The sequence below is a fragment of the Candidatus Skiveiella danica genome, from assembly GCF_022705245.1.
GTDB lineage: Bacteria > Pseudomonadota > Gammaproteobacteria > Burkholderiales > Burkholderiaceae_C > Skiveiella > Skiveiella danica.
In genome coordinates this window covers 1-12,604 of sequence record NZ_JAKJEW010000056.1, presented here as the reverse complement: position 1 = coordinate 12,604, position 12,604 = coordinate 1, and the positions used below count along the sequence as shown (strand labels likewise).

The window sequence follows — 12,604 nt, the reverse complement described above, 5'->3', positions numbered from 1 at the left end:
ATGGCCGACATCTTCCGGGGCCGCGTCATCGACGTCACCGAAAAAAGCTACACCATCGAGCTCACCGGGGACCAGTCGAAGAACGACGCTTTCCTCGAAGCCATCGACCGCAGCGCCATCCTGGAGACCGTTCGCACGGGCTCCAGCGGCATCGGACGGGGTGAGAGAATCCTTCGCGTCTGACTTTTTCAGGGCTCAGCCTTTGCCCGTTCGGGCTGTGCCTGTCGAAGCCCTGCGCAAGCAGGGCGCCGGGAGCCCTTCGACAGGCTCGCAACGAACGGTTTCCATCATCAAATCCTCTGGAGCAAGACCATGAAAGTTTTCTACGACAAAGACTGTGACCTGAGCCTGATCAAGGGCAAGACCGTGGCCATCATCGGCTACGGCAGCCAGGGCCACGCGCATGCGCAGAACCTCAACGACAGCGGCGTCAAGGTCGTCGTCGGCCTGCGCAAGGGCGGCGCCTCCTGGGACAAGGTCGGCAAGGCTGGCCTGAACGTGCTGGAAGTCAACGATGCCGTGAAGGCCGCCGACGTGGTCATGATCCTGCTGCCTGACGAGCAGATCGCCGAGGTCTACACCAACAACGTGGCACCGAACATCAAGCAGGGTGCGTCCCTGGTTTTCGCCCACGGCTTCAATGTGCACTACAACCAGGTCGTTCCGCGCGCCGATCTGGACGTCTGGATGGTGGCGCCCAAGGCGCCCGGCCACACGGTTCGCAACACCTATACCCAAGGTGGCGGTGTGCCGCACCTGGTGGCGGTGCACCAGGACAAGAGCGGCAAGGCTCGCGATCTGGCCCTGTCCTATGCGATGGCCAACGGTGGCGGCAAGGCCGGCATCATCGAGACCAATTTCAAGGAAGAGACCGAGACCGACCTGTTCGGCGAGCAGGCTGTCCTGTGCGGTGGCGCGGTCGAACTGGTCAAGATGGGCTACGAGACCCTGGTGGAGGCTGGTTATGCCCCTGAAATGGCCTACTTCGAGTGCCTGCATGAGCTCAAGCTGATTGTGGACCTGATCTACGAAGGTGGCATTGCCAACATGAACTACTCCATCTCGAACAATGCCGAGTATGGCGAGTACGTGACGGGCCCCGAGGTCATCAATGCGCAGAGCCGCGAGGCCATGCGCAACGCGCTCAAGCGGATCCAGACCGGCGAATACGCCAAGATGTTCATCCTGGAGGGCCGCACCGGCTATCCCAGCATGACCGCGCGCCGCCGCCTGACGGCGGAGCACCAGATCGAGGTGGTGGGAGCCCAGTTGCGCGCCATGATGCCCTGGATCGCCAAGAACAAGCTGGTTGACCAGACCCGCAACTGATCTTCGCCTGCTGAAGGAATCGCAAAGGCCACCCGGGTGGCCTTTGTTCTTGGTGGGCGTGCCGGCAAGGCGGCATACACTCGGGATGGCAGGGAAAGCAGGGAGCCGGCCAGAAGGCGCCATCCTCGGGCACTGGCATGTTGGGCTGGGATCGTGGCGTCGGTTTGCTTTCCGCCTGCCGTTGGAAATATCAAATTGATAGCGATATACGACCATTTGACGCTGGGATTTGGCATAAAACATGCATAAAGAGACTGAAAAGCAAGCTCTGGAGCCATCGGGCGTGGTGGTGCGCAAGCGGCGCAAGGGCATTTACATCCTGCCCAATCTGTTCACCCTGGCCGCGCTGTTCGGAGGCTTCTATGCCATCGTGATGGCCATGAACGGGCGTTTCGACTACGCGGCCGTGGGGGTGTTCTGTGCCATGGTGCTGGACAGCCTGGATGGTCGGGTGGCCCGCATGACCAACACCCAGAGCGCGTTCGGCGAGCAGATGGACTCCTTGTCGGACATGGTCTCCTTCGGTGCCGCACCGGCGCTCATTGCCTATGAGTGGGCCCTCAAGGGGCTGGGGCGCTGGGGCTGGATTGCCGCCTTTGTCTATTGCGCCTGTGCGGCGCTGCGTCTGGCGCGCTTCAATGTCAACACGGCAGTGGTCGACAAGCGCTACTTTCAGGGGCTGCCGTCGCCGGCCGCTGCCGCGCTGGTGACCGGCTTCATCTGGATCATGACGGATGCTGACATCCGGGGCCCGGCTGTCGCGTGGCCGATGTTTGCGTTGGCCCTTTATTCCGGCCTGACGATGGTGACGAACGTGCCGTTCTACAGCTTCAAGGACGTGCAGATGAAGAAGAGCGTCCCGTTCGCCGCGATCGTGCTGATTGCGCTGGGCATTGCGGTGATCAACATCCACCCGCCGGCCGTCATGTTCGGCGTGTTCGTGATTTACGGGTTCAGTGGTTACGTGATCTATGGCTGGCGCAAGCTCAAGGGTGTGCAGACCAGTGTGATCAGCACATCAACGGATGAACCCGACGAGCGCGGTCTGCACAAGTGACGGCGCGGCAATGGCCCAGCCTGTTTCGCGAATCGTGCGAGCTTGTGCTAAAGTGTGCGAATGGTTTTTATGCTGACATCGCTACTGCTACACCCGACCGGGCGGAGACGGTAGCGCACGCGCGCCATTTCCAAAAAGGCCCGTTTGCCCCCGCAACGGGCCTTTTGCTTTGGATGTCAGGTATTTCATGTTGCGGGTTTCATTGAAACAGGAGTTCTCCCATGGCTGACAAACTCATCATTTTCGACACCACCTTGCGCGACGGCGAGCAGTCGCCGGGGGCCTCCATGACCCGCGACGAGAAACTGCGCATCGCGCGCCAGCTTGAGCGCCTGCGGGTGGACGTCATCGAAGCGGGATTTGCGGCCAGCTCGAATGGCGACTTTGAAGCGGTTCAGGCCATCGCGAATGCCGTCAAGGACTCAACGGTCTGCTCGCTTTCGCGCGCCAACGACCGGGATATCTCCCGTGCAGCCGAAGCTCTGAAGGGTGCCAACAGTGCGCGCATTCACACGTTCATTGCCACATCGCCTTTGCATATGGAAAAAAAGCTGCGCATGACGCCAGACGAGGTGTTCGAGCAGGCCAAGCTGGCGGTTCGGTTTGCGCGCAATCTGGTCGGTGACGTCGAATTCAGCCCGGAGGATGGATACCGCAGCGACATGGATTTCCTGTGCCGGGTGCTCGAGGCCGTGATTTCCGAGGGCGCCACCACGATCAATGTGCCGGATACCGTGGGCTATGCCGTTCCCGAGTTGTATGGCAATTTCATCAAGACCCTGCGCGAACGCATTCCCAATTCCGACAAGGCCATCTGGTCGGTGCATTGCCACAACGACCTTGGCATGGCGGTGGCCAATTCACTGGCCGGTGTGAAGATTGGCGGGGCGCGGCAGGTGGAGTGCACGATCAATGGCCTGGGCGAGCGTGCCGGCAATTGCTCGCTGGAGGAGGTCGTCATGGCCGTCAAGACGAGGCGCGACTATTTCGGGCTCGATATCGGTATCGATACCCAGCATATTCTCGCCGCCAGCCGGATGGTCAGCCAGACCACCGGATTCGTGGTTCAGCCCAACAAGGCGGTCGTCGGTGCGAACGCCTTCGCCCATGCCTCGGGCATTCACCAGGACGGCGTGCTGAAGGCGCGCGACACCTACGAGATCATGCGAGCGGAAGACGTGGGCTGGAGCGCCAACAAGATCGTTCTCGGCAAGCTCAGCGGCCGCAACGCCTTCAAGCAGCGCCTGCAGGAGCTGGGGGTCAGCCTCGACAGTGAATCCGAGATCAACACGGCCTTCGCCCGCTTCAAGGAATTGGCCGATCGCAAGAGCGAGATCTTTGATGAAGACATCCTGGCGCTGGTCAGCGACGAGAGTGTGACCAGTGAGAAGGAGCAGTTCGGGTTTGTTTCCCTGTCACAGCACAGCGAAACTGGGGAACGGCCTCATGCCACCATTGTTTTCACGGTCAACGGCCGCGAGGTCAGAGGCGAATCGGACGGCAACGGGCCGGTGGATGCGTCCCTCAAAGCCATTGAAACCCATGTGAAGAGCGGCGCCGAAATGGTCCTGTATTCAGTGAATGCCATCAGCGGTTCGACCGAGAGCCAGGGCGAGGTGACGGTGCGGCTTCAAAACAGCGGCCGGGTGGTCAATGGCGTCGGGGCGGATCCTGACATCGTCGTGGCTTCAGCCAAGGCTTATCTGCATGCTCTCAACAAGTTACAGAGCAAAGCTGATCGCGTGGCCGCTCAGGGCTAGGGTAACTACCTATAATCCCAGTAACTTATCAGGAATGTCGCGCAAGTTGCTGATCTTGCGCGACTTTTCCTAAATGGATACACTGCGCCGACCGAATTCGGATTTCTTGATCCGAGCGGGGCTGCGTCCACCGTACTATTACCGAAGACAACCGATGAACCGTCTGTTTGCTGCACTGGTTGCTCTCTGTTTCATTGCCGGGTTGGCATCCGCGCCTGCTTCGGCCGCAAGCCGCAAGACCAGCGAGGCCAACAGGTCCGCTTCGGCCAGCAAGACAACCAGCAAGACAACCAAGAAGACCGTCGTGGCCTCTTCAGGCAAGAGCGCGGGGAGCCAGAAGCGCAGGCCGGTGGTGCAAGCGGCGGTCCCGGTAAAACCCTCGTTTGGACAACTGGCTGGTTTGCATGGCGCATCGGACCCCCTGGACCTCAAATCGAGCGTCGCCCTGGTCATGGATCAGGACACGCGCGAGGTCCTTTTCAGCAAGAACGACAGCGCGGTGCTGCCGATTGCCTCGTTGACCAAGTTGATGACCGGTCTCATCGTGACAGAGGCTCGCCTGCCGATGGACGAAATGATCGTGATCAGCCAGGACGACGTCGATACGGAGAAGGGGAGTCGTTCCCGTCTCAAGGTGGGCGCTCAGCTGAGCCGTGGCGAGTTGTTGCACCTTGCGCTGATGTCCAGTGAAAACCGTGCAGCGCATGCGCTGGGGCGCACCTATCCTGGCGGGCTGAACACGTTTGTCGGACTGATGAACACACGTGCGCAGGCCCTTGGGATGAAAGATACCCGGTACGTGGAGCCGACCGGCCTGTCCAGCAAGAACCAGTCCAGCGCAAAGGACCTCGCCACCCTGGTCGCAACGGCCTACATGGAGCCCAAACTGCGCGAGCTGACAACCTCTCCCGGCCATGAGGTTGAGGTGGGCAACCGGACTTTGCAATTCAACAACACCAACCGACTGGTGCACAGCCGTTCATGGGACATCGGTATTCAGAAGACCGGCTATATCTCTGAAGCAGGCCAGTGCCTCGTGATGCAGGCAAAGGTTTCCGGGCGCAAGCTGATCATGGTGTTTCTGGATTCCGCCGGCAAGTTCAGTCGCCTTGCCGACGCCGAGCGGGTGCGTCGGTGGGTTGAGAGTGGCTCGGTTGTCGCGGCCGATGCCCGTCGCATCAGCAGCTGACGTTCATGCGCCAGGGGCCCGCCTGTAGCCCAGAGCCAAAGAAATTTCGTTAGCGGTCGCCTGGAGCTTGCTCATCCAGCTGTCGTCGAGGCGGTCTGCAGGGGCCGAGATGGAGAGCCCGGCCACCAATCTCCCTTGATCATCGTAAATGCCCGCTGCCATGCAGCGAACGCCGAGTTCAAGCTCTTCGTTGTCGCGTGCAATGCCGTATTGGCGTGCCCTTGAGAGTTCGCGCTCCAGTTCGGGCAACTGCGTGATGCTGTTGCGGGTGTGTCCTGCCAGGCCCGTGCGCGTGGCATAGGCCCGCACCCGCTGGGGTTCATCGGCTGCGAGAAAGAGTTTGCCAACCGAGGTCAGGTGCAACGGTGCCCGTCCACCGATGGCGCGAACCACCTGCATGCCGGATCGCTCGCTGTAGGCGCGCTCGACATACACGATCTCATCACCCTGGCGCATGCTCAGATTCACGGGCTGCTGGGTCAGGTTGTGGAGCTCGCGCATCGGCCCCAGCGCAGCGTCACGGACATTGAGCCGGCTCTTGACCAGATTGCCCAACTCCAGCAAACGCATGCCCAGCCGATAGTTGCCCGCTTCCGGGCGGTCCACGAACCGACCGGTCGCCAGATCATTGAGGATGCGGTGAGTGGTCGAGGGATGAAGGCCGGTCTTTTCGCTGATCTCCTTCAGCGAAATCGCTTCTTCACGGGAGGCCAGAACGTCGATCAGGGCGAACATGCGCTCGATGACTTGAATGGTCGGGGTGACGACAACGCCGGGTTCGGTTTTTCGCATAGATCCAAAGGAAGTTTCCGGACGGAATTTTACCTTGTGAAATCCGAGGTTGTTCAGTTCACCGAGCTCAGTTGTCGGATGAGAACGCCGTCCATTCTCCGTGCTGCATTATTTCGGCAGGCCGGAATCGAGCCTTGTAGTTCATCTTTTCACTCTGGTCGATCCAGTAACCCAGATAGAGGTGAGGCAATCGCAATTGCTGAGCCTGGGCGATTTGCCACAGGACACTGTAGGTTCCGTAGCTGGTGCCTCGCTCGGGTTCGAAGAAGGTGTAGACCGCGGACAGACCATCGTTCAGGACGTCCAGGATGGACACCATCTTCAACGGGCCGGGTGTGCCGTCATCCCGCGGCTCGCGGAATTCGACGAGGCGGGAATTCACACGACTTTGCAGCAGAAACTGGGTGTATTGATCGATGCTGTCGTGGTCCATCCCGCCGCCTTCGTGGCGACGGTTCTGATATCGCAGGTACAACTGGTAGTGTTCGGGAACAAAGCACAGCTTGAGTACGCGGGCCTGCAAAGTCCGGTGGCGCTTCCAGGAGCGCCGCTGGCTGCGGTCAGGCTGAAAGGCATCGACCCGCACGCGCAGTGGAACGCAGGCCGAGCAGCCGTCGCAATGGGGCCGGTAGGTGAACATACCGCTGCGCCGGAACCCATTGAGAACGAGGCCGGAATAGGCTTCGTTGTGGATCAGGTGACTGGGCGTGGCCACCTGAGAGCGCGCCATCCGCTCAGGCAAATAACTGCACGGGTAGGCCGCTGTCGCATAGAACTGCAAGGTGTGAAGCGGCAGGTCTTTGAGGTGCGTCATGTCATGACCTTTTCGCAGACTATGAGTTCGCCCCACAAGTATGGCTCGAATCGCCATTCCGGGGGCTGTTGGGTGATAGCCGTGCGGACGTAGCGCACCAGGTCCGATCGCGCCGTCTCGCGTGCCCCGAGGGAGGCGAGGTGGCGGGTATTCTGCTGGCAGTCGACCCATTCGATACCGTGATGGCGACAGAACGCGATCAGTGCCGCAAGCGCCAGCTTGGAAGCGTCCGGAACCAGGCTGAACATCGACTCACCGAATACGGCCCGTCCAATGGCGACACAGTACAAGCCGCCCACCAGTTTGCCGTTTATCCAGGTTTCGATGCTGTGGGCGTAACCCGCCACATGCAGGCGTTGATAGGCTGACACCATGTCCGGGACGATCCAGGTGCCCGATTGACCCGGCCGGTGTACCGTCGCGCACGCTTCGATGGTTTGGTCGAATGCGCTGTCCACACGGATCTCACACGCGGGGTCGATGGCAAACTGGTTGATCCTTTTTCGCAGGGAGCGATGCAGCTTGAATTGGCTGGTCTGCATCATCATGCGCGGATCGGGGCTCCACCACAGGATGGGTTGTCCGGCGCTGAACCAGGGGAAGACTCCCGCACTGTAGGCACGTACGAGGGTTCCCACGTCGAGGGCGCCGCCGGCTGCCAGTAGGCCGGGGGCAGGAGCCGTTGAATCCAAGGCTAGCGAAACAGGCGGAAAGGGATCTCCCGCCCGCAACCATGGCAATTCATGAGGGGTCTGTTGCGCAAGGGCCATCAAAAAGTGGAGGTCGCTGGAGACAGGGCAGGAGGTGTTGCGGTCGAGGTGTCAGTTTATCGTTTCAAACCGAGGTGTTCTTGACTGCGTAGCTTGCCCATTTCGGCGAGGCCTTTGATGATCGCGTCGCCATGGTAGGCTCTGCATTTTTTTGGCGGACTCCATGGGGAAAATCGGACAAAACAAACAGGTGCCACTGCAGGCGCGCCAAGGCCATGGAAACCGCTGGCTGGCCTGCCTTGCGGGGGCATGGGCCCTCTGCTTGGGATTGTCCGGACCGGTGGCAGCGCAAACGCAGGCTCAAGCAACGGCGACTTCGGCAGAGGTATCCCCATGGGACGCTCCCGAGCCTTGGCGCACCGATCGCTTCTACCTTCAGACCAGCGTCTACACCCTCCACTACAACCCCACGCCCGAGCACGTCAACCAGCAGAACCTGTTGAACCTGGAGTGGCGCTTCAACAGCTTCGCGGCCGGGGGACAATGGCTGGCAGGGCTGGCCTTGTTCGCGAATTCCTTCGGTCAGTCATCCCAGTATCTCTATGGCGGATGGTTGGTGCGTCCGTTCGATGAACTCCAGCCGTTGTACTTCAAGATTACAGCGGGCGCGCTCCACGGGTACAAAGGCGAATACCAGAACAAGATCCCTTTCAACAGCTCCGGCGTGGCCCCGGCGATCCTGCCGTCGGTGGGCTACTGTTACAAGCGCGTCTGCAGCGAACTGGTGCTCTTTGGCAACTCGGGGCTGATGGTGACGTTGGGGGTTACGCTGCCCTGAACGAAGGCCCAGCGGACAGGCCGTTCGCAAGCCCGGTGAACGCCTCGCTTGTTGGGTGGGTCTGAGGGTGCAGAAGGGCCTTTTTTTGGCGTTTGCCTTGATCAGTCCGCTCCGCGTGACAAGTAGGTGCGCCCTGTTAATTGTCAGTTTCACTTGAAGGGAGTCTGGCGATGGAGCGAGGTGCCGCAACACAAGGAAAGGTGGCTCGAGCGATCGAGGGGGCCGAGTCAATAGAGTTCAAGGCGACCATTTCGGATCATCAGATCGATGGGGCGCTTGCGCGTTTCGGCCTTACCGCCAGGAATGACGAAGAGCGCTACATCTACTTCTTCGATACGCCCGACTTGGCGCTTCTGGGGGCCGGCATCATTGCACGGGCACGCCGCACAGTCGGGGACGAACACGACAGCACGGTGAAGTTCCGGCCGGTCAATCCGGCCGAAGTGGGCGGTGAATGGCGCAAGTTCCATAACTTCAAGATCGAGGCAGATGCCAGCGAAACCAGCCTGGTCAAGTCAGCATCGTTTTCAATGAAGGTTGCCCCCGGGCTGATCAAGCGCGTCGCTGTCGGGAAAAAGCCCATCGCAGCGGCATTTACCCAAGACCAGGAAGAATTCATCGTGGCCATGACGGGCCAGCGTATCGACTTCAGCAAGCTCGCTGTCCTGGGGCCGTTGATGGCTCAGCGCTGGAGTTTCGAAGATCCCGCCTGTCCCTGGCCAGTTTCTGCCGAACTTTGGCAGCGCGAGGACGGCGAGCGACTCCTGGAAGTCTCCATCAAGGCACCTGCGGCGCAAGCCGCAGCCGCAGTCGGTGGTTTCATGGCCTACTTGGCCGAGATGGGCGCCGAGCGCGACAAGAGCGAGCAGACCAAGACCCGCTGGGCTTTGGATCACTATGTTGCCAAGCTGTCGGACAAATCCGCCCGTGCCGTGATCGCGCCCAAAGCAGCGACCAGGAAGCCGCAGCGTCGGCAACGACCACCATCGCCTTGAACATGAAAAAAGCACCTAACGCTTTCGCGCTAAGTGCTTGATTCGTTTCTAGTAGGTGGCTCCTCGACCTGGGCTCGAACCAGGGACCTACGGATTAACAGTCGGAAAAATATAGGATTTGTACCTGTTGATCCTTGTTGGTACAATCTATAAAAATCAACAAGTTACAGCGGTATTTCTCTGTAGTACTGTTGATTTGTGCATGGGTGAATCCATCGAATTTGCCTACAAATTGCCTACAGATTTCCGGGGGTTCCATGAGTGGACAGAAAAGCCGGGTTCGTTTGACCGCAGGGCGGGTTGCAGACTTCTCCTGCCCGCCGGGTAAGTCCCAGGCTTTCCTATGGGACACCGAAGCCACGGCGCTGGCGTTGCGGGTGACGCCGACAGGACGCAGAACCTACGTCTTCGAGTCGCGCCTGAACGGTGCCACCATCCGACTCAACATCGGCACCGCAGCTGACTGGAGCCTGGATGCCGCCCGCACGAAGGCCCAAGGTCTGAAGATGATGGTGGACGCCGGTACGGACCCCCGTGAGGTTGAGCGTGAGCAGCAAGCAGCCCAAGTCGCCAGCAAGGCCGCTGCCGCCGCCCAGGCTGTGACAGTGGGGGAGGTGTGGTCGGCCTATCTTGAGGCCCGACGGCCGCACTGGGGTGTGCGCCACCATGCGGACCATGGACGGCTGGTGCAGCCAGGCGGTGTACCTGCACGGCGTGGCACTCGCGGCCGAGGCGTGACCGTTGCCGGTCCACTCCACTCGCTGATGTGCCTACCGCTGTGCGAACTCAATAACGCCGCGGTCGAGGCGTGGGCCAGCAAAGAAGCCAAGACCCGGCCCACGTCCGCCCGGTTGGCGTGGCGGTGTCTCAAGGCGTTTCTGGCTTGGTGTGCGGAGCAGCCGGAGTATGTTTCTGCGCTTGCAGGCGTCAACCCGGCCAAGACCAAGAAGGCTCGGGAGGCGTTGGGAAAGGCAGGCGTGAAGCAGGATGCCTTGATGCGTGAGCAATTGCCCGCCTGGTTTGCCGCTGTGCGGCAGATTGGCAACCCAGTTACAGCCGCCTACCTGCAAATCCTGTTGTTGACCGGGGCGAGGCCTGGCGAAGTGCTGGCAATGCGCTGGAGTGACCTGAATACCCAGTGGCGAGGAATCACCATCCGCGACAAGGTCGAAGGTGAGCGCGTGATTCCGCTGACGCCGTATGTGTCGCAACTGCTGGCCGGGTTGCCGCGGCGCAGCGAGTGGGTTTTCTCCAGCGCAACCGCCGCCTCGGGCATGCTGACCGTTCCCCGCAACCATCATGTTCAAGCCTGCGCCGTGGCTGGTCTGGAAGGACTTACCCTGCATGGCCTGCGTCGTTCATTCAAGTCTCTGACCGAGTGGCTTGAAATCCCCGCAGGGGTTGTTGCGCAAATCATGGGGCACAAGCCCAGCGCGACCGCAGAAAAGCACTACACCGTGCGCCCGCTCGACCTGCTGCGCGTTCACCACGAAAAGATAGAGGCGTGGATTCTGCGGCAGGCCGGCGTGCCCTTCGTTCCCGTTGCGGCGTCGGGCAAGCTGGCACTGGTGGCGGGTTGATATTTCGTAACGACGAATAATCCTTGCGATTCAATTAAACGTAACTACAATAACTATGGATGTGACGTTCGACCCGGGCAAGGACGCGGCAAACGTGGTCAAGCACGGCTTGTCACTGGCGCTGGCCCTGCGGCTGGAGTGGAGCGACATGCTGTCCTGGCAAGACCAGCGGCGAGACTACGGCGAGGTGCGGATGTCAGGGCTCGCCCCGTTGGGTGACCGGTTGTTCTTCGTGGCTTTTGTGGACCGCCCACCCGAGCAGCCGACCGAGCGTCGCATCATCAGTTTGAGAAAAGCCAACACGCGAGAGGTCAAACGCTATGCCGAAAACGATTAAGACCCGCAGTGGGCGCGTGCTGCAACTGCCCACGCCAGAGGAAGACGCCATCGTCACCGCGGCCGCCAACGCCGACCCCGACGCTGTCCCCCTCACGGATGCCGAGTGGGAGACCGTCAAACCGCTGGTGCGTCGTGGGCGCCCGCTGGGCAGCGGCACCAAGACCCAAGTCACCCTGCGCCTGGACGTGGACGTGCTGGAGAAGTTCAAGGCATCCGGTGACGGCTGGCAGACCCGCATCAATGACGCGCTGAAAAGCTGGGTCCAGACACACGCCTGACCCATTCGCCCCAGCTAGGCCCGCGAACCGAAAAGCGGGACACCTTCACCCGACTGCTGGGGCATCTATTGAAGGGCGCCGGGAAGGGGTGCTGCCGTGAATCTCGTTTTTTTAATAAAAGACCGAAACGGTCATCCCCGTAAGGCCATTCCGGTACGGGCGATTCCGCTGCTCACCAACTGGAACTTCTTTTCCCCTGACGTTGTTGCTCAAACTCTCGCGGACGATGAAGTGCTGCGTGGCTTCATATGCGGAGAGCTCCAGGCGTTTTACCTCGAAAACGACCAAGTAAAGCCACTCAAAAGGGGATGGTGGGAAGGTGATGCAGTTCGGGCATTACGCGGGCTCGGCGAGAAAATCGAACATACCGGGCTGCCCCGTGAGGCGGGCTATCAGCGGTGGCGAGAAGAGTCGCTGCCCCTGCTCCCGGCCGGCGTGTTCGTATGGAAAGAAGACCTTGAAAAGTTTCATGCGCGGAATTGGGATGGCCGTTTCCGTATCCTCGCGTCGTCCGTTCCCACAGAAGTGGATGGCAATGGGGTCAATACGCCGATAAGCCGAGCGCATGCAGCCTTCATAAATGACGGGCTAACGGCCTTGGAAAAGTGGCGTGAACTTGATTTCACAACGTACATTCGTCCGGCCATGTGTGCGGTCGTAATGGAAGGCATGCCGGACAACCAAGCCGAAACTTTGGTGGCTGCAACACCGTCAGAGTCCAGGCCTGCAGATAAGGCAGAAGCGGAGCGAAAAGCCAGGATGCTCGAAATTCTCGAAAGGCTGAAAACCATTGAGTACCACGACAACGAAGACGCGCTGGAGCATGAACTTGATGATGCTGAAGCAAGCCCCGCGCCCGTGGTGGCTGAGAGCGCATCCGGTGGCGAATCCACAGAGCAACGACAAGCCCGTAGGTATCAGGC

Annotated in this window: 13 protein-coding genes and 1 pseudogene; 11 read left to right on the top strand and 3 right to left on the bottom strand. The window is 60.4% G+C overall.

Going from position 1 to position 12,604, the window contains the following annotated elements:
- From ACMUOY_RS19455 to pbpG, 5 genes and pseudogenes are all read left to right on the top strand, one after another.
- A pseudogene (locus ACMUOY_RS19455) lies at positions 1-183 on the top strand (acetolactate synthase small subunit); the annotation flags it as partial.
- A 129-nt stretch (positions 184-312) separates the two neighbouring features.
- On the top strand, positions 313-1,329 hold the full coding sequence (ilvC, locus tag ACMUOY_RS19450) for an NADP-dependent ketol-acid reductoisomerase (RefSeq protein ID WP_413894392.1): 1,017 nt from the start codon (positions 313-315) through the stop codon (positions 1,327-1,329).
- A 241-nt stretch (positions 1,330-1,570) separates the two neighbouring features.
- Positions 1,571-2,386: a CDP-diacylglycerol--serine O-phosphatidyltransferase gene (pssA, locus tag ACMUOY_RS19445; protein WP_413894391.1), complete on the top strand. Its 816-nt coding sequence runs from the start codon at positions 1,571-1,573 to the stop codon at positions 2,384-2,386.
- A gap of 221 nt (positions 2,387-2,607) precedes the next feature.
- Positions 2,608-4,146, top strand: coding sequence for a 2-isopropylmalate synthase (locus ACMUOY_RS19440; protein WP_413894390.1), 1,539 nt, complete (start codon positions 2,608-2,610; stop codon positions 4,144-4,146).
- 154 nt (positions 4,147-4,300) lie between these two features.
- Positions 4,301-5,335: a D-alanyl-D-alanine endopeptidase gene (gene pbpG, locus ACMUOY_RS19435; protein ID WP_413894389.1), complete on the top strand. Its 1,035-nt coding sequence runs from the start codon at positions 4,301-4,303 to the stop codon at positions 5,333-5,335.
- 3 nt (positions 5,336-5,338) lie between these two features.
- Here the strand turns inward: pbpG and ACMUOY_RS19430 are convergent, their stop codons facing one another.
- The 3 genes from ACMUOY_RS19430 to aat form a co-directional block, all read right to left on the bottom strand.
- On the bottom strand, positions 5,339-6,127 hold the full coding sequence (locus ACMUOY_RS19430) for an IclR family transcriptional regulator (protein WP_413894388.1): 789 nt from the start codon (positions 6,125-6,127) through the stop codon (positions 5,339-5,341).
- Positions 6,128-6,194: 67 nt separating this feature from the next.
- Positions 6,195-6,941, bottom strand: a complete 747-nt coding sequence (locus tag ACMUOY_RS19425; protein WP_413894387.1) for an arginyltransferase — start codon at positions 6,939-6,941, stop codon at positions 6,195-6,197.
- Complete coding sequence (gene aat / locus ACMUOY_RS19420) at positions 6,938-7,711, bottom strand: leucyl/phenylalanyl-tRNA--protein transferase (protein WP_413894386.1); 774 nt, start codon at positions 7,709-7,711, stop codon at positions 6,938-6,940. Before aat ends, ACMUOY_RS19425 begins: the two co-directional genes overlap by 4 nt.
- Before the next feature lie 163 nt (positions 7,712-7,874).
- Between aat and ACMUOY_RS19415 the strand changes: the two genes are divergently transcribed.
- The 6 genes from ACMUOY_RS19415 to ACMUOY_RS19390 all read left to right on the top strand — a co-directional run.
- Positions 7,875-8,489, top strand: a complete 615-nt coding sequence (locus ACMUOY_RS19415; protein WP_413894385.1) for a hypothetical protein — start codon at positions 7,875-7,877, stop codon at positions 8,487-8,489.
- Between the two features lie 170 nt (positions 8,490-8,659).
- On the top strand, positions 8,660-9,484 hold the full coding sequence (locus ACMUOY_RS19410) for a hypothetical protein (RefSeq protein ID WP_413894384.1): 825 nt from the start codon (positions 8,660-8,662) through the stop codon (positions 9,482-9,484).
- A gap of 257 nt (positions 9,485-9,741) precedes the next feature.
- Entirely contained in the window at positions 9,742-11,064 is a 1,323-nt protein-coding gene (locus tag ACMUOY_RS19405) for a tyrosine-type recombinase/integrase (RefSeq protein ID WP_413894393.1), read from the top strand.
- Between the two features lie 55 nt (positions 11,065-11,119).
- A complete protein-coding gene (locus ACMUOY_RS19400; protein ID WP_413894383.1) occupies positions 11,120-11,401 on the top strand; it encodes a BrnT family toxin in 282 nt (93 codons plus the stop codon).
- Positions 11,385-11,681, top strand: coding sequence for a BrnA antitoxin family protein (locus ACMUOY_RS19395; RefSeq protein WP_413894382.1), 297 nt, complete (start codon positions 11,385-11,387; stop codon positions 11,679-11,681). Before ACMUOY_RS19400 ends, ACMUOY_RS19395 begins: the two co-directional genes overlap by 17 nt.
- A 96-nt stretch (positions 11,682-11,777) precedes the next feature.
- Positions 11,778-12,604 (top strand): hypothetical protein (locus tag ACMUOY_RS19390; RefSeq protein WP_413894381.1); only part of this gene is annotated, 827 nt, incomplete at its 3' end.